The organism is Ruegeria arenilitoris (assembly GCF_013035315.1).
Taxonomy (GTDB): Bacteria; Pseudomonadota; Alphaproteobacteria; order Rhodobacterales; family Rhodobacteraceae; genus Ruegeria; species Ruegeria arenilitoris_D.
In genome coordinates, this window is record NZ_WQHP01000013.1 from 1 (window position 1) to 22,864 (window position 22,864).

23 protein-coding genes are annotated in these 22,864 nt (G+C 53.4%); 10 read left to right on the forward strand and 13 right to left on the reverse strand.

The features are described from left to right. Positions 1-435 precede the first annotated feature (435 nt). From GOV53_RS20040 to GOV53_RS20055, 4 genes are read left to right on the forward strand one after another with little or no spacing between them, the layout of a single operon-like run. Positions 436-1,086 (forward strand): histidine phosphatase family protein, encoded by a 651-nt coding sequence (locus GOV53_RS20040; protein ID WP_170469936.1) that lies wholly within the window; start codon positions 436-438, stop codon positions 1,084-1,086. 20 nt (positions 1,087-1,106) lie between these two features. Next, positions 1,107-1,721, forward strand: a complete 615-nt coding sequence (locus GOV53_RS20045) for a glutathione S-transferase family protein (RefSeq protein WP_170469939.1) — start codon at positions 1,107-1,109, stop codon at positions 1,719-1,721. A 14-nt stretch (positions 1,722-1,735) separates the two neighbouring features. After that, the gene (locus GOV53_RS20050) at positions 1,736-2,791 is read left to right on the forward strand and encodes a saccharopine dehydrogenase (protein WP_170469942.1); all 1,056 of its coding nucleotides are present in this window, start codon (positions 1,736-1,738) and stop codon (positions 2,789-2,791) included. 3 nt (positions 2,792-2,794) lie between these two features. Beyond that, on the forward strand, positions 2,795-3,937 hold the full coding sequence (locus GOV53_RS20055) for a saccharopine dehydrogenase family protein (protein ID WP_170469945.1): 1,143 nt from the start codon (positions 2,795-2,797) through the stop codon (positions 3,935-3,937). A 93-nt stretch (positions 3,938-4,030) separates the two neighbouring features. On the opposite strand, the gene GOV53_RS20060 is transcribed toward GOV53_RS20055, so the two are convergent. The 6 genes from GOV53_RS20060 to GOV53_RS20085 all read right to left on the reverse strand — a co-directional run bounded on the left by GOV53_RS20060 (position 4,031) and on the right by GOV53_RS20085 (position 8,205). Then, a complete protein-coding gene (locus GOV53_RS20060; protein ID WP_170429771.1) occupies positions 4,031-4,234 on the reverse strand; it encodes a hypothetical protein in 204 nt (67 codons plus the stop codon). Between the two features lie 42 nt (positions 4,235-4,276). Then, positions 4,277-4,504 (reverse strand): DUF1127 domain-containing protein, encoded by a 228-nt coding sequence (locus GOV53_RS20065; protein ID WP_217361266.1) that lies wholly within the window; start codon positions 4,502-4,504, stop codon positions 4,277-4,279. Between the two features lie 210 nt (positions 4,505-4,714). Beyond that, entirely contained in the window at positions 4,715-5,209 is a 495-nt protein-coding gene (locus GOV53_RS20070; RefSeq protein ID WP_170469948.1) for a universal stress protein, read from the reverse strand. 17 nt (positions 5,210-5,226) lie between these two features. Further along, on the reverse strand, positions 5,227-6,567 hold the full coding sequence (locus tag GOV53_RS20075; protein WP_170469951.1) for a TRAP transporter large permease: 1,341 nt from the start codon (positions 6,565-6,567) through the stop codon (positions 5,227-5,229). Between the two features lie 17 nt (positions 6,568-6,584). Beyond that, positions 6,585-7,121 (reverse strand): TRAP transporter small permease, encoded by a 537-nt coding sequence (locus GOV53_RS20080; protein ID WP_170469954.1) that lies wholly within the window; start codon positions 7,119-7,121, stop codon positions 6,585-6,587. A gap of 67 nt (positions 7,122-7,188) precedes the next feature. Then, on the reverse strand, positions 7,189-8,205 hold the full coding sequence (locus tag GOV53_RS20085) for a TRAP transporter substrate-binding protein (protein ID WP_170469957.1): 1,017 nt from the start codon (positions 8,203-8,205) through the stop codon (positions 7,189-7,191). A 99-nt stretch (positions 8,206-8,304) separates the two neighbouring features. Here GOV53_RS20085 and GOV53_RS20090 point away from each other — a divergent pair, with 99 nt between their 5' ends. Both GOV53_RS20090 and GOV53_RS20095 read left to right on the forward strand, forming a co-directional pair. Beyond that, positions 8,305-9,303 carry a LysR family transcriptional regulator gene (locus GOV53_RS20090; protein WP_367648812.1) on the forward strand — a complete coding sequence of 333 codons (999 nt, stop codon included), beginning with the start codon at positions 8,305-8,307 and terminating at the stop codon, positions 9,301-9,303. Positions 9,304-9,496: 193 nt separating this feature from the next. Then, positions 9,497-9,739, forward strand: a complete 243-nt coding sequence (locus GOV53_RS20095; protein WP_170469963.1) for a hypothetical protein — start codon at positions 9,497-9,499, stop codon at positions 9,737-9,739. Positions 9,740-10,385: 646 nt separating this feature from the next. Here GOV53_RS20095 and GOV53_RS20100 read toward each other — a convergent pair. The 5 genes from GOV53_RS20100 to GOV53_RS20120 all read right to left on the reverse strand — a co-directional run bounded on the left by GOV53_RS20100 (position 10,386) and on the right by GOV53_RS20120 (position 15,589). Continuing rightward, complete coding sequence (locus GOV53_RS20100; RefSeq protein ID WP_170469966.1) at positions 10,386-10,820, reverse strand: hypothetical protein; 435 nt, start codon at positions 10,818-10,820, stop codon at positions 10,386-10,388. A gap of 610 nt (positions 10,821-11,430) precedes the next feature. After that, a complete protein-coding gene (locus tag GOV53_RS20105) occupies positions 11,431-12,117 on the reverse strand; it encodes a hypothetical protein (protein ID WP_170469969.1) in 687 nt (228 codons plus the stop codon). Positions 12,118-12,309: 192 nt separating this feature from the next. Continuing rightward, the gene (locus tag GOV53_RS20110; RefSeq protein ID WP_254439354.1) at positions 12,310-13,320 is read right to left on the reverse strand and encodes a HupE/UreJ family protein; all 1,011 of its coding nucleotides are present in this window, start codon (positions 13,318-13,320) and stop codon (positions 12,310-12,312) included. Next, entirely contained in the window at positions 13,313-14,110 is a 798-nt protein-coding gene (locus tag GOV53_RS20115; protein ID WP_170469972.1) for a peptidyl-prolyl cis-trans isomerase, read from the reverse strand. Before GOV53_RS20115 ends, GOV53_RS20110 begins: the two co-directional genes overlap by 8 nt. 204 nt (positions 14,111-14,314) lie before the next feature. Further along, entirely contained in the window at positions 14,315-15,589 is a 1,275-nt protein-coding gene (locus tag GOV53_RS20120) for an arginase family protein (RefSeq protein WP_170469975.1), read from the reverse strand. A gap of 68 nt (positions 15,590-15,657) precedes the next feature. Between GOV53_RS20120 and GOV53_RS20125 the strand changes: the two genes are divergently transcribed. Next, the gene (locus GOV53_RS20125) at positions 15,658-16,752 is read left to right on the forward strand and encodes an AraC family transcriptional regulator (protein WP_170469978.1); all 1,095 of its coding nucleotides are present in this window, start codon (positions 15,658-15,660) and stop codon (positions 16,750-16,752) included. Here the strand turns inward: GOV53_RS20125 and GOV53_RS20130 are convergent. Continuing rightward, complete coding sequence (locus tag GOV53_RS20130; protein WP_170469980.1) at positions 16,749-17,684, reverse strand: helix-turn-helix domain-containing protein; 936 nt, start codon at positions 17,682-17,684, stop codon at positions 16,749-16,751. The two genes, GOV53_RS20125 and GOV53_RS20130, sit on opposite strands and share 4 nt — an antisense overlap. A gap of 145 nt (positions 17,685-17,829) precedes the next feature. On the opposite strand from GOV53_RS20130, the gene GOV53_RS20135 reads away from it, so the two are divergent. The 3 genes from GOV53_RS20135 to GOV53_RS20145 all read left to right on the forward strand — a co-directional run bounded on the left by GOV53_RS20135 (position 17,830) and on the right by GOV53_RS20145 (position 21,346). Beyond that, entirely contained in the window at positions 17,830-19,116 is a 1,287-nt protein-coding gene (locus GOV53_RS20135) for an arginase family protein (RefSeq protein ID WP_170469983.1), read from the forward strand. A gap of 537 nt (positions 19,117-19,653) precedes the next feature. After that, a complete protein-coding gene (locus GOV53_RS20140; RefSeq protein WP_170469986.1) occupies positions 19,654-20,598 on the forward strand; it encodes a cation transporter in 945 nt (314 codons plus the stop codon). A 244-nt stretch (positions 20,599-20,842) separates the two neighbouring features. Continuing rightward, positions 20,843-21,346: a hypothetical protein gene (locus GOV53_RS20145; protein ID WP_170469988.1), complete on the forward strand. Its 504-nt coding sequence runs from the start codon at positions 20,843-20,845 to the stop codon at positions 21,344-21,346. A gap of 183 nt (positions 21,347-21,529) precedes the next feature. Here the strand turns inward: GOV53_RS20145 and GOV53_RS21555 are convergent, their stop codons facing one another. Further along, positions 21,530-22,840, reverse strand: a complete 1,311-nt coding sequence (locus GOV53_RS21555) for a carbohydrate porin (protein WP_170469991.1) — start codon at positions 22,838-22,840, stop codon at positions 21,530-21,532. Between the last annotated feature and the right edge of the window lie 24 nt (positions 22,841-22,864).

The following is a 22,864-nucleotide window of genomic DNA, read 5'->3' on the forward strand; positions in this document are numbered from 1 at the left end:
AATCAACCAACTTACCACCCAACTCTACATGCAAAGAATGGAGGGGCGTGCGCTTCAGTTCACCCGTCATTGCAGAGACCTTTCTTTAGCCCGTGGCAAAATGCACCGCGACATGTGAGCCCGTTTATCTGAACTGCCGTAGAATGACACCAAGGTTCCCGGGACTGCGAGGCAAGTCAACAGGCTTGAACCTTTGGTCATTTTCGGCTCCGAACAGTAGGTGTCACAGAGTTGAGTCTGTGGCACTCGCGGTGGTTTTGTATCCTATAGGAAACTTTTTTCCGTTAGGCAACATCACTGATCGCCTGTCCTCGGTGATTATGTGCGGCACAAAAGCCCGCCCAGAGCATCAAATTGATTTTTAGCCGCAATCTGTTCGAGGGCTCTGGTCCCTGCCCGGAACCTGCCCTAAGACTTCGCGCAAGAGGGGACGCTATGGCACATATTACACTGGTGCGTCACGGGCAGGCCAACACTGCCGCGCGCGACGAAGCAAACTATGACAAGCTCAGCGATTTGGGCCATCAACAGGCGCGATGGCTTGGGGCGCATCTGCAGACCACGCAAGCCTTTTACCCGCGGGTTTTCAGCGGCACCCTGACCCGCCATGTGGAAACTGCTGCCAGCATGGGGCTACCCGAGCCAATCCGCGATCCACGCCTGAACGAAGTGGAGTATTTCAACATCGCAAAGCTCTACGAAGAGCAGCACGGCATCGCGGTGCCAACGGACCGCGAAGGCTTTGTCGAGCATCTGCCCCGCACATTTGCGGCCTGGGCCAAGGGCGAGATCGAAGACACGCCCGAAACGTTTGAAGAATTCGAGACGCGGGTCTCGGATGCCTTGCGCGATATCGGGACCGAGGGCGGACCGGCCATAGTTGTGACCTCTGGCGGGTTGATCTCGATGGTCGTACGTCAGGCGATGGGACTGGACATATCGGCAATGGCACGGGTGGCTCTTGCCATCATGAACACCTCTGTGCATCGTCTGCATCCGATTGGCGCGCAGATGAGTCCGGTTTTGTTCAATGCTGTCCCGCATCTGGAAGCGCCCGACCGGCAATTCGCCCAAACGCATCTGTAATCAAAGCCCGGAGGCCCCCGATGCAGCTTTACTATGCCCCCCGCACCATCTCGGTCGCGATCGCAATCGCGCTGGAGGAGGCTGGGCTGAACTATGAACCCGTTCGCCTGGACTTTGCCGGCGGGGAGCAGACCAAACCGGCCTACAAGCAGATCAATCCCAAGGGCCGCGTTCCTGCGCTGGTCGTGGATGGTGGCATTCTGACTGAAACCGGCGCTTTGCTGGAATACATCGCAGCCGTCGCACCCGAGGCGGGATTGGTTCCCGATGATGCAGTGATGGCTGCGCGAATGCGCGAGGTGATGTTCTACTTGGCTTCAACCATGCATGTGAACCACGCGCACAAGATGCGCGGACATCGGTGGGCCGACAAGGAATCCAGCTGGAATGACATGGCGGGCAAGGTGGCCCAGACCATGACCGAGTCGTGCGAGTACATCACTTCGAACGGATTGCGGGGGCCTTTTGTACTGGGCGAGACGGTCTCGCTGGCGGATGCCTATCTGTACGTGGTTTGCAGCTGGTTGGAAGGGGACGGGGTCGATGTCTCGGCCTTTCCCAAAATCCTGGCCTTCCGCGAAGCAATGGAGGCGCGGCCCTCTGTGCAGGCGGTGCGCGCCGCCGGGATGCTTTGATTAAAGGACACGTTATGACACATCTCTGGGTCCGGGCAGAACAGCGCCCGAACGAAGAACGGGTTGGTTTGACCCCCGAAGGCGCGGCGGCCTTGATCGCGGCTGGCATCCGCGTGACGGTCGAGGAAAGCCACGTCCGCGCCATCCCGATCGACGGCTACAAGGCCACCGGGTGCGAGATCGCACCGGAAAACTCTTGGCCTCAGGCTCCGCTGGACGCCATTATCTTTGGGCTGAAGGAACTGCCTGAAGACGGCACCCCATTGCCGCATCGCCACATCATGTTCGGTCACGCCTATAAGGGCCAGCATTCCGGTCGTGCGTTGTTGCAACGGTTCAAAGCCGGCGGCGGAACGCTTTACGATTTGGAGTATCTGGTCGACGAAAACGGTCGCCGGGTTGCTGCCTTTGGGTACTGGGCCGGGTATGCCGGGGCTGCGGTGACTTTGAAAACCTGGGCGGCGCAACAGCGCGGCGAGGAATGCCCGCCCGTCGGCGTTTACTCCGGCAAGGATGCTTTGAATGCCGAGCTTCTGGCTGAGCTGGACGCAACCGGAGCCGACCGACCGCGCGCCATCGTCATCGGTGCGTTGGGCCGTGTTGGCACCGGGGCGGCAGACCTGTGCGAAGCAATGGGTGTCAGTGTCACCAAATGGGATATGGCCGAAACCGCCTCCGGTGGGCCTTTTCCTGAAATCCTCGAGCATGACCTGTTCCTGAACTGCATCTTCGCACGCCCTGGCACTCCGGTCTTTGTCCCGAAAGAGGCGCTGACTGCCCCACGCAAACTGACCGCCATTGGCGACGTGGCCTGTGATCCGGACAGCGATTACAATCCAGTGCCCGTCTATGACCGCGCAACCACATGGGAGGCCCCCGCCCTGCGCGTGGCCACTGATCCGGTGATGGACGTCATGGCCATCGACAATTTGCCTTCGATGCTGCCAGTCGAAAGCTCCGAGGACTATGCCGCGCAACTGCTGCCCTCGCTGCTGACGCTGACTGATCTGGACAGCTGCGTCTGGGGCCGGGCAGACGCAACCTACAAAACCCATATTGAAGGACTCTGAGCGATGACGATTCACTGGTGTGGCACTGGCCTGTCGGCCATCCCCGGACTGCGCCGCCTGATCGAAGGCGGGCACAAGGTCACCGTCTGGAACCGGACCATCGAAAAAGCCAAGGCCGAGATCGGAGATCTGACCGACGACATCCGTGCCTTTGACATCGACGCTTTGGGCGAGGTGCTGGAGAAAGGCGACGTGATCGTTTCCATGCTGCCGGGCGACTGGCACGTTCCCCTGGCAGAACTGGCCATTTCGAAAGAGGCCAACTTTGTCTCGTCTTCCTATATCGCCCCCGAGATGCGCGCGCTGGACGACAAGGCGCGCGAGGCCGGTGTGGCGCTGGTCAACGAGGTGGGGCTGGACCCCGGCATCGACCACTTGATGGCTCATGCTCTGGTCGCAGATTACCGCGCATCGGACGCGTTCGATCCGCAAAACCACCTGAGCTTCATCTCTTATTGCGGCGGAATTCCCAAGAACCCCAACCCGTTCCGGTACAAATTCAGCTGGTCGCCGCTGGGTGTGCTCAAGGCTCTGCGTTCGCCATCGAAATCGATCCGCGACTACGCCCCGCTGGACGTCGCCCGCCCGTGGGATGCGATCAGCAGCTATATCGCGCCGCTGCCCACCCCGGAAAGCTTTGAGGTCTATCCGAACCGCGACTCGATCCCGTTCATGGCCGAATACCAATTCGAAGATCACTGGCCGGTCAAAGAGTTCGTTCGCGGCACCTTGCGCCTGAACGGCTGGGCGGATGCCTGGTCGGACGTGTTCCGGGAAATCGAAACGCTGTCTGGGCCGGAGGGTGACGCACGACTGAAAGAGATGTCGGATCAGTTCTGGGACGAAAATGCCTATGACGAAGGCGAGCCCGACCGCGTGGTTCTGTGCGTCGGGTTGAAGGCCGAAAAAGACGGCATCGAAGTCTGGAACAAAACCTATGTCATGGACGCTTGGGGCGATGCGCGCGGCACAGCGATGGCGCGACTGGTGTCCATCCCGGTCTCGCTGGCGGTCGAAGCAGTTCTGAACCGCGCGATCCCGGTCGGTGTCCACGCCGCCCCCAGCGATCCGAAACTGGTGCAGGGTTGGATGGCCGAGATCGACAAACTGGCCCAGCATCTGCAAGTCGTGGATCACCTCGGCTAACACATCAAAAAAAGCCACTCCGAATTGCCGGAGTGGCTTTATGTCATTGTCTTTATCATTTTCGCCTCGGTCGCGACGAGCCGTTGCCCGTCCTCAGATGTACCTTCGGATCGTATCCTCAAGGTCGCTTCGGTTTATACCCAGTTCCGACAACTCCTGATCGGAAAACCCGCTCAGATATTGCGCGGCCCGGACAATATCGGCGCTGATCGCGCGAATGCGCATGGCCCGATCGAACAACAGCAGAGCGCTTTCTGATGGGTGCAGGTGCTTGTTGGGCGGGATGACGTCGAACATGATTTAACCTCCTGATTGGCTGACGCAGGCACAATGCACTTGTCACTGGCGGTAGGGTTTGCCGTGATAGACGCTGTCATACGCACGCTGCTTGATTTCATCCCGCGGGACACCGATGTCGTGCAATTGGCGGTCACTCAGCGCCTCAAGCTCGCGCACGGTGTTCGCAAAAATCCGGCGGCGGAAAGGCTCGGTCCGGGCCTCTGCATAGTCCGCGAACATGGTGGCAAATACGTTGCGATTCTGGGTTACGGTTTGGGTTGCTTGCATTGTCTTCTCCTCCTGAATTTGCGTTGCGGTTTTGGTCACAACTCAAATAAAGGGATCCGATCTTAAGAAGAGCAGTACACAGCATTAAGGTCCGTTAACCTGGTTCAACGGCGCAAAATGCGTTGGGTTGTGGGAGAGTGGGTCGGACAAGCCTGAGTGGCCGTCACATGGTGAACGGGCCGCTGCGGTCGGTAGCGGCCCGTTTCAGATTTAAACTTCGTCCGGGTTTGGAACGATCAGTGTGGGTATCTTCGAACGCCGCAGCACCCGTTTGGCGACCGTGCCCAGGAAGGTGTGGGAAAAGCCGTGGTCATGCGCACCCAACACGATCAGATCACAGCCCATCTCGACCGAACGCCGCAAGATCACCTCGGCCGGATGACCATCCGTGACCTCGATCGAGGATACCTGATCGCGGATCTTGGCATCCTCACCTTCGAACTGCGCCCAAAACTTGGCCTGCCGCTCGGCCAGAACCTTGCGCACCATTTCGTGGCGGCGCTGCGCTGCAGTTTTGCGGGTCTCTTCGTTTAGTATGAACATATCCATCGTGATTTTCGCGTCTTCGGACAGCGGCTCATTCACGTGCAGCACGTGGATCTCAGCTCCGGTCGCCATGGCGATGCTTGCCGCGTTGCGCATGGCATGACCCGAATTTTCGGACAGATCCGTCGCGAACAGGATATTCGTCACCATTTGTTTCATATCGTCATCCTTTCAGGTCAGTATCCCAATAGCCTTGGAAGCCAGAGTGACAATTCAGGGAAGAACGCAATGACAAAGATCGCGATCGTGTTGGCGGCCGCGAAGGGCAGTGCGCGCAGCGAGATCTGTTCGATTGTGATGTTCGAGATACCCGAAGCAATGAACAGGTTTTCACCCAGCGGCGGCGTTTGGAAGCCAATGCCCAGCGTACAGACCATGACCACGCCAAAGTGGATCGGGTCGATCCCCACCGAATAGGCCACCGGCAACATCACCGGAACCAGGATCAGGATGGTGGCCAGCGTCTCCATGAACATGCCGACGAACAGCAGGAAGAAGATGATCAGCGCCCAGATCACATAGAGGTTGTCCGTGAAGCTGAGCATCGAGTCCGCGATGATCGCTGGAATCTGGTTTTCCACCAGCAGGCGGCCGAACACGGTTGCGGTGAACAGGATTAGCAGAACGCGGCCGGTCAGCCAGGTTGTGGCTTCCAGAGACTGGAACAGCGATTGCCACGTCAGTTCACGATAGATGAACACGCCGATGACCAGAGTGTAGAAGATCGCAACGATCGCAGCCTCGGTCGGGGTGAAGAAGCCGGTATAGATACCGCCCAGGATCACCAAAGGTGCCATCAGAGACCAGAACCCGCGATACATCTCGCAGCCCACGTGGCGGAGGGACCAGCCTTCAGCGACGCCTTTGTAGCCACGCTTCTTCGACATGAAGAAGTTCAGGATCAGCAAGCTGGTGGCGATCAGGAACGCCGGAACAAAGCCCGCGATGAACAGTTTCGAGATTGAAACCGACTGGAAAGTGCCGAATTTCTCAACCGCTTCCACAGGCGGTGCCATACCAAGCGCGGCAATGCCGAAGATCACCATCGGGATGGAGGGAGGAATAATAATCCCGAGGCCGCCGGAAGAAGCGGTAATGGCAGAGGCATAGCCGCGCTCATAGCCGCGGTCGATCATAGCCGGGATCATCAGCATCCCGACAGCCGCGGTTGTTGCCGGGCCCGAGCCCGAAATGGCACCGAAGAACAAACAAGCCATAACCGTCGCGGCCGAGATACCACCGGTGAATGGACCGGCCAGACTTTCAGCCACATTGATCAGGCGTTTTGAGATACCGGCAGCCTCCATAAGAGCCCCGGCCAGAATAAATGCAGGAAGCGCCATCAACGGGAAGGATCCCACCGAGGTAAAGGCGATCTGCACGAACTTGATAGGGTTGTCGCCCAGATACAGGAACGAGAACAGCGAAGCCACGCCCAGAGCAACCGTGATCGGCGCACCAATGAGCAGCAGCAGAAGAAACGATCCAAACAGGATTGTGACGATTTCGGATTCCATGGTTTTTCCTCCCTGCCTCAGTCGTGCTTGGCTGCTTCGGTGGCAGCTTTGATTTCATCAAGGTCGATCTGATCAGGATCATGGATGTCTTCACCCTTGATCAGGCGGCGGTAGTTCACCTGAATGATGCGGAAGGTCATCAGCGCAAAGGCGATGGGCAGCACCATGTAGACGTACTTCATCTCGATCCCGAGGGTCTGGGACTTCCAGAACTTGTTCATCTTGTTGAAGACAAAGTCCGTCGCCAGATACAGGAAGTAGACGTTGAAAAAGAGCCAGAAGAGATCGGCAAAGGCCTCGATATACTTGATGTAGCGGTCGGGCAGGAACTTGAACTGGAATGTCACCCGGTTATGCGCGCCCTTGAGGGCGGCGTAGCTGGCGCCGAAGTAAACGAACCACACGAACATGTAGACCGAGAGCTCCTCGATCCAGCTGATCGAAAAGCCAAAGACTTCGCGCGCGACGATTTGTGTGAACAGCAAACATACAAAGCCAGATAAGAGCACCCGGCAGATGACGCTTTCTATATTGTCCAGAAATTTCCAGAACATCGGAATTCCCTCCTCCCTGATATGAAAAGAGCGCCGAAGCGCTCTTCTCTTTTTCGCTCTGCGGCGATTATTCTTGGACCGGATCCCGACCAATGGCTGCCAGCGCGGCGTTCACTTTTTCGACGCCACCAACAGACTCGTAGAACTGCGGCCATACGGCTTCAGTCGCCAGGGTGATGAACTCTTCTTCGTTGTTGGCCGGGTCAGAGATTTCCATCCCACGTTCCTGCAGGACACCTTTGATTTCGGCTTCCTGATCACGCAGGTACTGGGCAGAGAATGCAGTTGCGGCTTCGCCCGCGGCCAGAACGGCCTTCTGCTCTTCTTCGCTCAAGCTTTGGAACACGGACTCGGACACGATCAGCGGCTCGATCGAGAACAGGTAACGCAGGTTGGTGACGTATTTCTGAACTTCGTCGAACTTCATCGCGTAGTTGGTGATGTAGGGGTTGTCCTGACCGTCAACCACTTTGGTTTGCAGCGCGGCAAAGGTTTCCGACCAGGCCATCGGCGTGGGGTTCACACCCCAAGACTGATAGGTGGCGATCATGATTTCGTTCTTGGGAACGCGGACAACCAGATCCTGCATATCCGCAACCGTAGTCACGGGTTTTTTCGAGTTTGTCAGAACACGGAAGCCGGAATAAGCCCAACCAATGATACGGACGCCCGCGTCACGGATGGTGTTCTCGACCAGCTCTTGACCCACTGGACCTTGGGTCAGCTTTTCCGCGTCTTCCAGGCTGAGGATCATGTAAGGCAGAGTCAGCGTACCAACCGTTGGCGAGAACGGCGTGACGTTGTTGATCGCCAGAATTGAGAAATCCAGCGTGCCAATTGCGGCATCGTTAACGGTGTCCTGCTCCGATCCGAGCTGACCGTTCAGAAACAGCGAAGCAGTGTGTTGGCCGTTCGTGTTTTCTTCCAGAGCCTCGATGAAGGCAAGCCCCAGGGCTTCTTGTGTGCCGCCACCACCGTCGCCTACCGCGATCTTAAAGTTCTTCGCGTCTGCCGCGCCCGCGACCATCAGAGCCGCGACGGATACAGCGGCCGTCATGGTGCCAAGCTTTTTGATGAATGACATAGATGTCCTCCCAGTTTTCAGTTTTCGAGGAGCGCGCCGTTCTGGGGAGAGATGAACGGTCCGAATCTGCCTCGGTCCGGGGACACTAGCTTGTGGAAAGTGTTTCTATGTTGTTATTCTCTGCGCGATAGGTTTCATACATATCGAACCTTGAGAGTTAGGAAGAATATGGTTGCCGCGCGCATCGCAGACAGCGACATTCGGTTGCTACGCGTTTTCAAAACCGTGGTCGAAAGCGGTGGACTATCCGCTGCCGAAGTCGAGCTAAATGTCGGCAAATCAACGATTTCCAAGCACATCACAGACCTTGAACTGCGGCTGGGCCTGAAATTGTGCAACCGTGGCCCGTCCGGATTCGCCCTGACGGAAGACGGCGCCAAAGTGCTCGAAGCGGCCGATCACCTTTTGGTGTCCGTTTCGCAGTTTCGAAACGAGGTCAATGAAATCAAGGAACAGCTCGCAGGCACCATTCGTGTTTCCTTGTTCGATCAATGCGCTTCGAACCCGGAATCCAGCCTCGCGCGTGCAATCCACCGATTCAATGAAGCCGCTCCTTCGGTGCAGCTTGAACTGTCATTGGAGCCGCCAAACGTAATTGAAACCCTGGTGATCAGTGGCAGACTTGATGTGGGGATCATTGCATTGCATCGGCCCTCTACCAGCCTGAATTACGCGCCGCTCTATGGTGAGAATATGTTTTTGTATTGCGGCAGAGAGCATCCGTTGTTCGATGCCCCAGATCATGAACTCAAAACCAGCGATCTGCTCAGATACAATTATGCAGGCCTCAGCGTGAACTCACCAAACCTGATCGTAGGTCAGCAACTGGGCTTTCGCAGATCCGCCAAAGTCCAGAATGAACAAGCCCTGGCAATACTGATTTTGTCAGGCCGCTACTTAGGTTATCTGCCGGATCACTTTGCTCAGGAATTCGTGAACACAGCCCAGATGCGCAGGCTGCTGCCTGAAGAAACGCATTATCGTACGCGGTTCGCCGCAGTGACTAGAAAAAACCCGGAACCGACAAGAGTCACGAGGCTTTTCCTGGACGTACTGCTAAGCGAACACTCGAACTCCGTGCCTTCGAGGAATAGATAACATCACAGGTGTTTCGCTTGTTGCTGCCTCCGATTGGGGTTCAACCACCGAGCAAAAGTACTAACACCGCGTCCTGAATTCACGTGCAGATATAGCCGTGGTTTGAGGCGCCAAAATTTTGTGACTTCTTGCCAAATTGGTGAAATCCACACGACGCTTTCCCATATGCGCCTCACCCACATGAGGCTGACTGATGATCGACGACGAACCGCAACCTGTCACGTATTACGACGAAAACGATATCTGGACACTGGACCCTACTCCGGCAGACCAACAGGTTTACGATGCCTTTGCGGTAGGGGTGGTCGATTTACTGCAATTGTTGGATGACAACAAGACAATGCTATCCCGAGATGTTTACGCTAGGCTTTTTGCCTCACTGCGGCAACTGTCCCGTGTTCTTGGTGAATACGAGGACGGTTGGAAGCGGGAGTAATCACGGTTGTGATCAATTCAGCTAGGTCGACCGAACAATTCGACAGGTTAAATCCTCCGGTCCGGTTTATTGTTTTTTTTGATTTTCTACGTTTGCGCGATTTGGATTTGCACGTTTGACGTTCAGGTTATGAAGCTGACGAAGTGAGTACGTTAAGCAATTGATCCTGGGGATCAATTCTAGTCGATTGTGTGGATTGATTTTTTCTGACACTGGTTGCGGGAGCAGGATTTGGCCTTTGCCGAACAACTGCAATTGTCAAGAAGCCCGGCTAAACTGGCGGCCAAAGCTCGCAATAACACGCTGATCAAACAACACTGCCTAAAGCGCACGTGCAACTGGGCCAGTACTCATCGTTTCCCGTCGGTCAGTACGGTTCTCCAGCGTAGATCAAGGCGTGACAATATTGGATTTTTTGTCTGAGCGACGAGCAGGTGGCTTGCTCAAGGCCTAACTTCCAATATACCATGGCAAAACTCGCGCAAATGATCGGCGCGGGCTGGTCAGTATTAACCTCATCGGTCGAAAAGGCTTGCATTGAAGGGACGCGCCTAGGGAATACGGTCCCTTCAGGCGCGCTACGATCATTGGATGTATTGGAAGGTAAAAAACATCTTCGCCGAGATGATGGTTAGCCTGCCACACGTCAAACCTGAAATGTGCTCGCGTGTTCTTGCCGACCAATTCCTCTAGCGACCAAGCGCTCTCCTTTAACCTGAGCAAGAGCGTCACCCAAAATGGATGGCTCCTGCTCAGTCGCTTCAAGCAGATAGTCCGTTGCTTGGGGCAAAGCCTTATTCCAGCTGGGACAAGCTAGAGCAAACTGAGCGAGAAAACTAGCGGTGAACTTGAACAGTCGCTCCTCGCTCGTTTCTCCGGATTCCCGAGCTGCCCAAAGCAGCGTTTCCCACATGGCGTTTTCGAACGCGACTTGTGCTTTGCAGGCTCCTTGAAAGTCAATCCAGACTTGATTTTCACGTGCAAGCCTCAGTTCAGAGGTCTTTAGCACGAGGTTGTGAGCAGCAGCAGTGGTCGAAGGATATTGATCCCGCAGGATCTCCAGAAGTTCGAATTGAGGCATCATATTGCTCCCGTTTCCGTTTTCACCAAACAGAAATGGCAAAGGGCAAAGGCTGCCAGCAGGTGTCCTACAGTAGTCTAACTGTAGTTTAGAGCAGTTTATTTACGTCAGACTGAACAAGTTAATCTTCCAGGCCACGCCCAAATTCCTTAAAATTCAAGACCTTGTTAAAGCCCCAACCTGGGCTGCATCAAAACTAGAAAACAAATGCGGCTTACCCTCATTGATGGCTTCGAATTGGGCACGTGTACGAAGTGCTTGCCCAATCATTGTCCAGCACGACGGATAGGGTAAACCTAGGCCCATGATGTCCGAATGTCGACACAACTCATGCTCAAAAACGAGCGGTGAACATGCCGGAACCTTTCTAGCTAAGCGATGCGTAGATTGCGCGTCTTTAGCCCACTTCCCCAGATCTTACCGCAAAAATCGCATTGTAGACCGGTTTATTTAGTGTGGAATGATCACGTTCAGTCGCAATGGGCTACGCCGACAGCGCCCCCGCTAGCTTACCGATATTGAATGGTTGGTTGAAGATCGCAGTTTGGGCGCAATCGTCGTCCGTTTGCTTCAAAACTCAACGGTTCCTGAGCCTCGCTCCTTCTCGTATCTAGAAAAAGAAAGAAATACCAAACTTAAACTGGCGATCTGCTGCGCCGTCGGGGGCTCGGTCAAGCACATAGTATCCGGCATTGAGATCCATCGCAGTGCCTGACTCTTCGTTGGTAACGATTGTGCGGCCAACCATTAACCCAATCGGAACGGTCCAGGCTTCGTTGCTGTTCGAAGAGTTCCAATTGTAGGAGATCACGTTGTTGTACCCAAAGTACCAACCTGCCCCGAGACCATAACTCAAAATGGGTTGAAGAATGGTCGTATTGAAGCCGTCCTCGCCCCACATGTGCGCCAACACCGCTCCCCAAGACAGATCTCCGGTTTGCCCAAAAACAACAGCAGCTGGACCTGCGCCCCACCCAGCCCCTTTCAGTGAACCATTGGTGTGTGTGGGCAGGGACACCTGTGCTCCGTATCCAAATGCGACGTTGCCAGTGGGTGTGGGAGCATAGAAAGCTTGTACAACCGAGTCTCCGATCCCCCATTCCAGATCTGAATTTGGTGTTGGGTTAGGAATACCCGGAGGCAGGACCGTACCTGGTTGAACCCCTTGAATCGGGATGATGCCCCGAAGGACAAGATTTGCACCATCAAGAGGTACTGCGTAGACTGGCTGTATCTGAAAATTGTAGCTCGTTTCTTCATCAGAACCGGTTTTGAAAGCTATCGTGTTGTCGGTCATAACCGCCCGAATGTCCGCTAGAGGGTTAGCGGCTTTGCGCGCCGCCTGGCAAGATGCATCGCAACCCGCGTCCTGAGCGATTACTGGATTGAGGGTTACCAGCACCCACAAACCCGCCAATGTCGGAACTGCTACTCTCATCAATACGACCCCTCTAAGTGTGGCTATTTGTGCAGCTCCACTTCGAACTGCCTAAACAAAAATTGAGTAAGTCCGCTCTATCATCCAGTATGTGGCTATTGTTCCAATGCCATAGACGAGGATCAATTGAGCGCTTGTCTCCCATCGTTGTGCGGCGGGTATTTGCAAAAACGCCCATCCTACGACCAATGCTGCAGCAACAAAGGTTAGCTGACCAAGCTCGACGCCAACGTTGAAGAAAAGAAGAGCAATCGGAATCTCAGATGGCGGCAGTCCGATTTCGGCCAAAGCACCAGCGAATCCGAGCCCATGCAATAGTCCAAACGCAAATGCTACAACCCAAGGCGCTCTTGCCGCCAAAGAAGAACGACCGCGGGACTTCCAGACGATCTCGGACGCCAGGAAAACGATCGAAAGAGCAATTGCCGCCTCTACAGGCGCAGACGGTAGCGAAACAAATCCCAGCGTGGCCAAACCCAGTGTTATCGAATGGGCTACTGTAAACGCAGTTATCGTTTTGATCAGCATCCACCAGCCTTCAACAAGAAACAGCAAAGCCAGCACGAACAGCAGGTGATCCAAACCCTCCAAAATGTGCTCAAATCCCAAAATGGTATAGCGCTTAGCCGCGCGTGACGCAGATCCTGAAACAGCCAGCCATTCGTCCAGGTTGACTTCGATAGTCGTCCCCTCTCGTTTAACCAAACGCGTGACCGGCTCCTGCCCGAACCAACGAACCGTCAACAGAGCCCCTTCGCGGTTCCACGGCAGCACCAGGCGATCTTCGGATGTCATGGGGGTGGCACAGGTGAAGGTAAATGTGACCGAATAAGATCCCCTTTCGCCATTCGGGCTACTCCCAAACTCACACTGCTCAGGCAAATACGGTGACAATATCGCAGCTGACAATCTACTAGGTACTTTTGAGACCAGTCTGTATTCGCCGGGAGCCGTTTCAATCAGTTCCGCTCGATCCAAACCAAGTGTATGCGCATGAGCACCGATCCCTTGTAGCGCTATTAGCGTCGCAGCCCATGCAGCGATGAGGAATAACCTAATCAACTTCTTTGGCCTTTTGCAGCGGCGCTATCTCAATCTTGTAATCGGCTGCTACAGATTCCAGTTCTTTCTCCATCAACTCACGGGATTTGTCTGTCATCCACCGGGTAGCAACCCAATCTTGGGCCTGCTCAAACTCAGGCAACTGAGCCGGGTTTTCCTTGAGAACCCTGAGGAAGTGAATCGTCCCAGTCTGAGAAGGGAACGGCCCTTGCCAATCGTCGTTCTGGTCAATGGCCGCCAAAACCTCTTTTGCCGTTTCGCCGCCGAACGCCTGCACAAGGCGTTTCTGGTCCATGTATCTCAGTGTATTTCCAAAGGTGATGTCGATTTCACCGAGGGATGTTGGATCTGCGCCTTCGTTCAAGTCTTCCAGAAGGTTAGGTGGAACTTCGCTGATCGAATTAAACATCACATGTTCAAGGTCATAACTGGGAGGACTCAGAAACTTTTCCTGGTTGCTGTTAAAGTACTCTTTGAGTTCCGCTTCTGTCGGCTCTGCCAAGTCTCCGGCAATGAAAAACCGCATGTTTTGAAGAAGTAAGGCACGAATACGGGATCCGTCAGAAAAACCTCGCTTTACTGCCTCACGGACCAGAATCTCTTCCTCTACGAAGTTCCTGACTAGGTCCTGTTTTTCTGCTTCACTTAGCGGGCGCAAAAGCAATTCCGCCTCTTGATCGAATAGGTACTCCTGCGTCACTGCATCCACCACGATCAGATCTCGATCGTCCTTCGCAAACAGCGCCTGCGCGATGAACAAAAGTCCAGCGAGGACGAGAAACTGAAACAACGGCTCTCTGACGAGATGAAAGAGAAATGAGTGCGGTGTACCACTGTCGTTACCGGCAGGACTTCCCGAGGGACGGTCTGAAGTACTTATGGACATTTTTGAACCTATGTTACCGCGCCGGAAAAAGACGCCTCAATTCAAGGCGCCTTTTCCGAAAAAGGCAACTCTTTGGAATGCACCGCATCCTTCGCCCAATTCATTACGTTATTTGCTGTTATCCTCGAGCATTGCAGGATGAACATAGTTTGGATCAGTTATACCCTCTTTGCGAGCGGCCATCGCGGCCAGGGTATGCCTCTGCAAACGGCTGATAACGTTGCCTGTGGAGCGACGGCGGTCATCTAAAAGCGGAGAATACTCGACCCAATCGATCAGCAGTATCTCGTTTTGAAGAGCCAGTTTTCGAAGAATCTGCATGAATTGTAGCGTGGTAAAGCCACCTATTTCAGGGTTTGATACACCCGGCGCCAACGAGCCGTCCAGAACATCCATATCGATTGAGATATATAGTCGGCGTCCTTCGAGTTCTGCTATCAGTTCGTCGACAGTTGCGTCAAATCCATTTTTTTCAAACTTCGGCATGAAGTAGTAGTTGGTCTGATTGTTGAACATCCAGTCCATTCTCTCGACGCTCTCGTAAGCGCCGCGAAGGCCGATGTGAAAAATCTGATCTCCCGTGGTCCACCCTTGTTCATGCGCGAAACGGAGGGCTGCACCCCCATGGGTGAACATTCCAAGTCGGCCATCAGGCGGCGCAAGATCGGTGTGGGCGTCAAAATGAACTGTTGTGAAACTCTGCGGACCGTAGTGATCAATCAGAGCCATTAGTGACGCAACCTGAGTACCGTGGTCTCCACCTATTACGAAGGGTATCGCGCCGCCATCCAGGATTTCCTTAAACACGCCGGCCTGATCCGCAAAGTTCTGCATCATTAAAGATGGATGGGCGTTGGCATTTCCATAGTCTACAACGTTCAGGATATCGAAGTACTGGTTGTTGAACCACATATCATGCCCCGACTGGGCAAAATCATAGTTATGGTTTACGCGCATGTAATTCGCTGCCCAGCCATTGCCGTCAGCTGGATTAAACTGGCTCGGTGCCCCGACAATAGCCACGTCGACCTCTCCCGCAATCAGGTCTTCAGTTGTCAGAGCAATCGGCAGACCGAAATACGTGGGAAATGCGTGCTTTGTCGGCACGACGTAGTAGCGCTGCAGATCAATTGGGCCGGGCTCCCGCGGAGGGTTATCACCTACCATATCCTTGCGCAGATAATATTTGTTCCAGCCTGGATCGAGGATTTGAACATTTGGATTGCTTGGATCTCTCCACGGCTGCATTGAAGATGGGAACCCATCAATTACAGAATCAGCGGAAAAATCTGGTGCGGGATTGTCTTGTGCGTAGCCCACTCCAGCAAACGTTGCTGTGAGCAGAGCGGACCATTTGAACAATACTGATAAGCGACGCGCCACTTTCTAATCCTCTCATTTTAAGACTAAATTTAACTTGACTACGGAGAGGATAATTTCTCAGGCTGTTGATGACTGTGCAAAAAGTGCAAGTAGCACACATCTTTGCAATCGCTCGGGATGCGTTATCTGATCGGGTGTTGGCATTCGACCAGGATACCTATCCCCAAGACTTTGGGTTCGTTGATGGAGGGGTAACTGCTTTGGCTTTCGATCGTTATTCCATTGATCTGGCAGATGAGGATACGCTGGAAAATTTCTATCTTGAGCAAACCAATACCAACACCCGCTTTATGCAATTCACTTCTGGCCCCGCGATCCTGAGCGCCCGTAGCATCGATTTTGGCGACATCAGGCTCCTGCAAGTATCAGGGGATGGCAGGCATCTCTGGACTGACACCATGTTGGCCCGTGAGTGGCGATTTGCGATCATGGTTTCGGCAAATGGCGGGCCACGGATAGGCCAATCTGGCATTTCTGGCACCACCGCACATCTACTGAGGCCAGGTGAAACGGCAGAGTTGTTTACAAACGGCAGATATAAAACTCTGGAAGTTACGTTCACGGAAGAATTTCCAAAAAAGCTCGGGTGGAATTGCCGTGGCGGCCAAACTTCTGATGTGCCTGAGGGCGCTGTGAGAAACCTGGCGGCAATTGCCAGGGAAAGCTTTTCTGCCGCTCTCAATCACGACTTTGGTGATTGGAGTTTAGGGACTCTCGCGGACACTCGCTCTAAACTCATCGACACTTTAGAAATTGCCCTTCAACCTTGGGCTCTGTCCAAGAACCATGACGGCGATGTACTTTCGCGCGGTGCTCGGGCTGATGTGCTCCGCAAAGCCCGCAGACTACTGCAGGACGCCGACAACAACTTTTGCGTCAGTGTCGAAGCTCTGGCTGAGGAAATTGGCGTTTCTAAGCGCAGTATTTTTCAGGCTTTTCGGCAAGAATATGGGATTGGACCAAGGAGATTCCGAGAAATCGTTCGTTTGAACGCGCTTCGCGCAAGCTTGTATCGTAGCGAGCCGGACAACTCGTCTGTGACCAATTTAGCGAACGATCATGGCTTTTCAGAATTGGGACGTATGGCTGGCAAATACCGGTCATTGTTCGGAGAACTTCCAAGCGAAACGCTCAAGCGGCCAAGACAGAGATGGTTAAACTAGGAGCGCAAAGTGTGGCTCGGGCTCTCTCCAAATTGTCGACGATACTTACCGGCCATACGCCCAAGATCCCCAAACCCAAGTTCGGTCGCCAGTTCAGTAACTGTGTTCTCTTCAGGGCCAGAGTTTTTCAACCGGGTTCGCAATTCTGCGAGGCGTCGCACTTCTATGTATCGCCTGGGCGTAATGCCTAACGATTGACGTAGCGAATAGAACAACGTGCGCCGCCCAACGCCCAATTCCTTTGAAATGGAGCTTAAGCCGGGCAACCCATCGCCTAACTCTAAAAGAAGGCGATCAAAGTTTTTTAATACCGAGTATCGCTTCGTGCATTCATTAAATTCCGAGTAAGCCTTGTCACCTTTAGGTAACCAAGGGAATAACACCCGCTCCAGAGCATCTAAAACCATTCCGCGTACTTCCGCCGTTGGTTCAGGCCTCAAATCTTCGCCGTTGGACGCAATGATCTTGCTTGCTTGGCGACACACAATCTCGAGGCGTCGCAATCGCGTCCCACGGATGCGTGCCAAAGGAGCTCCGGAAAAAGTCCAGCCAAGACTGTCTGCAATTTCTTTGGATACACCGATTTCAAGTGTTTTGACCGGCCCCAGGAATGCATAGTCCATTTCCTGGCCGGGGCGAAACAGCATCGCGTCTGTTGGACCAATTTCGTGACCAAGCGATCTGACGCCGTCTTTTGCGTTCAGCACTATGCCAAAATGCACTCGGCCATCATCAGACATCTGGTCTTGCCATCTGCAATGAGCGACCCCCGAAGCCCACAACAGCGTGACGCCATCCAAATCGACGACCTTGTATTCGAGTTTAGCGGGGCCCGCCGAAAACTGGGTATAGCCGGGCATCATCCCAGTGGTCTGGAACAGAAACTCCGAAATATCTTCGGCCTCGTGCAGAAGAATACGCTGTGTAGCCATACAGTTAGTTTTTACGAACGGCAAAGTGTTCGGCAAGAATTAATTCTGCAAATGTAAATTCCAAATGCACTTATTACGTAGCAACCTTGCTACCCGTCCTACAAAATCATCCGCAATCTAAACTCAAATCCAGATTGCTTTGAATTTGAAAGGGCAGACGATGAATTACTGCAAATTGTTGTCCACCGCTGTTTTGACCGCCTCACTTGGTGTCGTTCCTTTGGAAACTTCGGCACAAATGCTCAAGGGTATCGCCACAGCTTCGCCGAATGAGAATATCGGACCGATGCCTCACCAAGTCCCCGACGACCCATCAAAGATGAATATCAAACAGGACAAGTCGACGGACATCTGGCGGGCGGAGCGTGAAGCATCCGGACGTCCTGCAGGACCAATGGACGTACAAAGATACCAACTCCAGATGGAGCCTGTAGGTATTCAAACGTTCTTTAAGCTGCCCGTCGCTCTTACACCCGAAGATCTACAGGCCGGCGAGATCGATGTCGCCATATTCGGCGCACCAACCGGAGCGCTTCCGCATTCGGCGGGCAATATGTGGGCACCGGCCGAGGTGCGGACCACACGCGACTATGGCGGTTACGGAGATCCCAAATTCCCGCTGAGTTGGGTTGAATACGAGACCCTTCTCGCTCCTTTCACAATCCTAAATGCGGTTGATTACGGTGATGCTGGACTAAATGCCTACAATCAGGCGGCAACCTTAGAGGAAATCCGTCGGATGACACGGGAAGTTGCTTCCGTCGGTGCAATTCCCTTTATCGTTGGGGGGGACCACTCGGTTCCAAACGGCACGTTCCGCGGCATCGTCGATGTCTACGGAAAGAACAACGTCGCTTTCTTGCATTTCGATGTCCATCTCGACCGAGACGCTGGCATGGGTAAGTTTGGTGCCTATTACCATTCAGGTAGCTTTATGAATCGCGCTGTTCAGGAAGGTATGGTCGAAGGACGACATGTTATTCAATACGGCATGTCTACACCAGTCTTCGGTCCCGAAGAGTGGGATCAGGTGGCCTCTGAAGGGGGGAAAGTCTATCACATCCACGAAATCCGCCGGGATGGCGTCGAGGAAACGTTCAACAAAATGTACGAGGACCTCGCGGACATTGATTTGGTCTATGTGAGTTTTGACATCGATACTTTTGACATGAGCTATGCGCCCGGAACGGGCTCCTCTTCGCCCATTGGATCTCATCCTGAAGACCTTTTCCCAATGCTGCGCCAATTTGCCGCGACAAAGACCATCGTTGGTGTTGATTTTGTAGAGTTCAACCCCTTCTACGACAACCGCGGTCAACAGACCGCGCGGCTTGTTCGGCGAACAATGTTCCAGTTTCTAACCGGCATCGCAATGAAAAAAGACGGGATCGAACCGGACTATATTCACCCGCGCATTTCCGGAGAACCATAGAGGAGAGTCCGGCACCGGCGATTAGCAGCGCTCATGACCCGCAACTGCCCGGAGAATTTACCTCCAACGGCAATGGCGTCGCGGAAGGACGCTAGGGCTAAATGGTGTCAGATCAAAAGGACACTTTTTGGCAAAGCGACACTTGGGTTTTCTTTTGCCACGATAGACACGTCGCAGGGGTATCTCTGCGTTTCGTGTATCAGGACCGGGGTATGACAAGTTTACCAAAACACACAGCGGCGGTTCCAAATTCCCCTGTCAGGGTCCAGCTGAGTGTATTTTCTGAATTACCCCAGGATGTCTTTTCGTGCCCGTCGGCTGGAAAAGACGCGTCACCTCTCGGAATAGGCTTTTTAAACATCGCTGGAACTGGCGACGAGAGAACATCTGTCTATCAGCCGGAAAGCTCAACTAGTATCACAGGACTACGTAATGCTGAGGGATATGTCGCCGGACCTTCAGAAACTGTATGTAAGGGCATGTCTATGTCAAAACCGGAAATAGCAAGGAAATCCAAACCAGCAGAAGCAAGGTAGAATGTCGGTTACAGCACAGAATGTTGAACGCTCCGCCCTGCGAGTTGGCATGGTGGGCAACCTTGCAATGGGATTCGCTGGCGTCTTGGCTTCGATCCTCTCGAACTCCCAAGCCCTTCTAGTTGATGGGCTCTTCTCTCTCGTGGGCTTTTTTGCTGCAATCATAGCTGTTCGCGTAGGCAGACAGTCATCAGCCCGTCCCGACGATTTAAGACCGTTTGGCTATGCTGCCGATGAAGCAGTTTTCACCACGTTTCGTGCCTTGTCGCTTTTAGGTCTGGTCGCATTTGCTTTTACCAACGCGTTGGCGAAAATTGCTTCATATATAGGCGGTACAGTTCCCGCGCCGGTGAAATTCGAAGTCATTGGTGTCTACACCGTCGTGATTTGCCTAATTTGCGTTGGGCTCTGGGCAAATCACCTACGTTGCTGGAAAAAAACAGGAGAGCAGAGCGACATTTTAAAGTTGGAGTCCCGGGCAGCAGCATTTGATGGGGTTATCACTGGCACTGCAGGCATCGGTTTTGGCTTTGTTTACCTGTTTCAAGATGGCCCTCTCTCGGTTGTTGCTCCGATAGGCGATTCGATAATTGTCATTTGTTTGTGCTGTGTTGCCTCTGGCACCTATTGGGCGGACTTCAAAAGCAGCTTGGGTGAGTTGGTAGGTATCTCAGCGGGAAATGAGATCGTCAAAGAGGTGAGAATTTCCGCAGAAGAGCATTTCTCCAATGAAGACATAGATATTATCGACGTCGTTGTCATGAAAACAGGTCGGACACATTCTGTGGTCGTTTTCATAGATCCCAAAAAGCAGGTTTCAGGAAGAGACATGGACAAACTGTCCATGTCACTGAACAAAAGGCTAAGTTCGCAATTTGCCCGGGTAGAAGTTCTAATTGTGGTTTCGGAGATCGGTCGTGAGGTGTTTAGATCGTCGGAGGACTAACTGCACTGCTGTCGCCTATCGGCGCCTACACGAACTCTTCTTTGCCAACACATTCTCTTGGCAATGTTTTGACTTAATTGAAGATAATAAATCTGTATTTGGACCAATCACTTAGATTGCACCTACGTATAAAATACTCTCCTTCCCTTACAAGCGTCGTCTGACAAAAACTGCTGCCTGAATGGCAGCAAAAGACTGGCGTAGATGAGGTGTCAGCAAAGCGGCCAATGCAGAAGCAGGCACAGTGGAGGCAGCCCGGACCCGTCTGCAATCCGAGCGGGACAAAGCTGCGTGCAAACTGAATGGGTTTTATGACGCAATCGCTGAGGGCATTCGCACCCCCGGACTTCAAGCGAGGCTCGAAGAGCTCGAAGCGCAGATTGCCGATCTTGAGGCGAAGCTCTCCGAACCTGCGCCCTCGCCGATGCGACTGCATCCGAACCTATCCGAACTCTATCGCTCCAAGGTCGCAGATCTGGCGCAGGCTCTATCGGATCCGTCGATCCGCACCGGGGCCTTGGAGATTATCCGGGGCCTGATCGAACGAGTTACGATCCAACATGAACGGGATGGCGTGCAGATCGAACTGGAGGGTGCGCTGGCAGCGATGATTGGTCTGGCCCAGAACGAACAATTCCGCTCTTCGGCGGCTCGAATGACGCTGTGTTCGGTACAAGTGGTTGCGGGAGGGCGCAACCGCCGTTGTCGAACGCAGTTAAAATGCATGATTAAGGCGTATTCCTTCTGAAAGCAGACGTTACTATCAAAACACTTGTATGACCGCATTGAGCCCGAAGCTGCCATTAACTAAGCTACTAAATGCCGCCATGCAGAGGAGGCCTGCCTCGAACCCGCAGCTTCTGTAACCTAAGTGCAAAATAGTGTTTCTGGAGAAGTCGCAGCGGTCTCCGGCAACCGCAATTTAAGCCAATCAAAATGTCAGTCGCGCTCGTAACCCAAGAACGGTCACCGCGCTGTCGCTTGTGTTGAATGCAGGGTTGTCTAGGTACTGGATGCTTGGCGTAATGGCAAAGTTCTGAGCGATTTGCCAGCGATAGAAGGCTTCGATTGCGACTTGGTCTTCATCTGACTTTGGAGGGCGACCCCAACTAGCTCCCAAACCCACTTCACTGGCACGGAAAATTCCCTTGGTGATGCCAATTGCTGCATATCGTTGATATGGTGTGCTTGCATCTTCGTTTGCCCAAGCAAGTCGGGCAAATGTTCCAATGCGTGAGTCTTCAAACGCGTAGCTACCTGTTAGGCCCAGACCATAGTTGTAATCGTCGGTGTGCCAAAGAGCAACATGAACATTGTTAAAGAGAAATGACGCATCAGACACGCTTTGATCGGTCCAACCAAACTCGAGCGCTTTAAAGAAGTCACCGTCACCAAGAGTATCGAAGCTCAAGCTGTCGTATTGGCCATTGGCATCCATGATCATGCCAAGAACATAGAGATTGGTTCGAGGAATGCCGATATACCCAGAAATTCCAAACGAACCAGCTGACGGATACCCTATTGTAGGGTTCAATATTATACTGTTGCTCTGGAACGACGTAAGGTTGTCAGAGTATGGCGTAATGTCGAACTGTGAGAATGCACTCATGTAGCCGACACTGAGCTCGATCGGAGCATCGCCAGCGTCCAGTCGCTGGCGCCATTTCAAAACCGTGATACCCCATTGTTGATTAGACCAGTCGGGTGCGCTTGTTCCGACCCATCCAAAGTTGGCTGCAAGTTCTTCTGGAGCCAGAGCCGTGCCAATCCGGTGGCGGTTTTCAACTCTGAAGTCCAACGTGCCTTTTCTGGAAGGATCGTATCGATTCAGCAGGTCCCACGAAAAGAAGGCCCGGAAAATCCCACCAGTTGCGTGAGTGTCACCTACAGAATTGTCGGACCACTGCGTGTTAAAGCTGTAATCGAAACCTAGATTGAAGCCGTAACGTTCGGCCAGACGGGCTTTCCAATCCAACCACGGTTTCAGCGCATTATCGATTGCAGGGAAATCGAATTCGGCCTCTCTGGCTACTTCAAGTTCCTCCAGCGTTCCCTCTACCGAGGTGGGAGCAGTTGGAATTACCGGTGCTGAATCGGTGGTGTTTCCAGCATCCTGCGCTCTCAATTCAAAAGGTGAAGCTAACAGAGTAAGTGTTAACAGAGTTAGAAGTGTGAAAATGCGCGAGGAAGCCACACTTGCACCTTTCGAATTTGGCTCTTGTGTACGAAATAGTTCGGTCACGATCAGATACCTGCTTTTGTACCC

What these genes read in the sequence shown, in the direction of transcription:
- GOV53_RS20100 (WP_170469966.1), bottom strand. Translation starts at nt 10,820, where the DNA reads ATGCCTCAATTCGAACTTCTGGAGATCCTGCGGGATCAATATCCTTCG.
- GOV53_RS20125 (WP_170469978.1), top strand. Translation starts at nt 15,658, where the DNA reads ATGACTGTGCAAAAAGTGCAAGTAGCACACATCTTTGCAATCGCTCGG.
- GOV53_RS20095 (WP_170469963.1), top strand. Translation starts at nt 9,497, where the DNA reads ATGATCGACGACGAACCGCAACCTGTCACGTATTACGACGAAAACGAT.
- GOV53_RS20065 (WP_217361266.1), bottom strand. Translation starts at nt 4,504, where the DNA reads ATGCAAGCAACCCAAACCGTAACCCAGAATCGCAACGTATTTGCCACC.
- GOV53_RS20060 (WP_170429771.1), bottom strand. Translation starts at nt 4,234, where the DNA reads ATGTTCGACGTCATCCCGCCCAACAAGCACCTGCACCCATCAGAAAGC.
- GOV53_RS20055 (WP_170469945.1), top strand. Translation starts at nt 2,795, where the DNA reads ATGACGATTCACTGGTGTGGCACTGGCCTGTCGGCCATCCCCGGACTG.
- GOV53_RS20085 (WP_170469957.1), bottom strand. Translation starts at nt 8,205, where the DNA reads ATGTCATTCATCAAAAAGCTTGGCACCATGACGGCCGCTGTATCCGTC.
- GOV53_RS20140 (WP_170469986.1), top strand. Translation starts at nt 19,654, where the DNA reads ATGTCGGTTACAGCACAGAATGTTGAACGCTCCGCCCTGCGAGTTGGC.
- GOV53_RS20040 (WP_170469936.1), top strand. Translation starts at nt 436, where the DNA reads ATGGCACATATTACACTGGTGCGTCACGGGCAGGCCAACACTGCCGCG.
- GOV53_RS20075 (WP_170469951.1), bottom strand. Translation starts at nt 6,567, where the DNA reads ATGGAATCCGAAATCGTCACAATCCTGTTTGGATCGTTTCTTCTGCTG.
- GOV53_RS20070 (WP_170469948.1), bottom strand. Translation starts at nt 5,209, where the DNA reads ATGAAACAAATGGTGACGAATATCCTGTTCGCGACGGATCTGTCCGAA.
- GOV53_RS20045 (WP_170469939.1), top strand. Translation starts at nt 1,107, where the DNA reads ATGCAGCTTTACTATGCCCCCCGCACCATCTCGGTCGCGATCGCAATC.
- GOV53_RS20080 (WP_170469954.1), bottom strand. Translation starts at nt 7,121, where the DNA reads ATGTTCTGGAAATTTCTGGACAATATAGAAAGCGTCATCTGCCGGGTG.
- GOV53_RS20105 (WP_170469969.1), bottom strand. Translation starts at nt 12,117, where the DNA reads ATGACCGACAACACGATAGCTTTCAAAACCGGTTCTGATGAAGAAACG.
- GOV53_RS20050 (WP_170469942.1), top strand. Translation starts at nt 1,736, where the DNA reads ATGACACATCTCTGGGTCCGGGCAGAACAGCGCCCGAACGAAGAACGG.
- GOV53_RS20130 (WP_170469980.1), bottom strand. Translation starts at nt 17,684, where the DNA reads ATGGCTACACAGCGTATTCTTCTGCACGAGGCCGAAGATATTTCGGAG.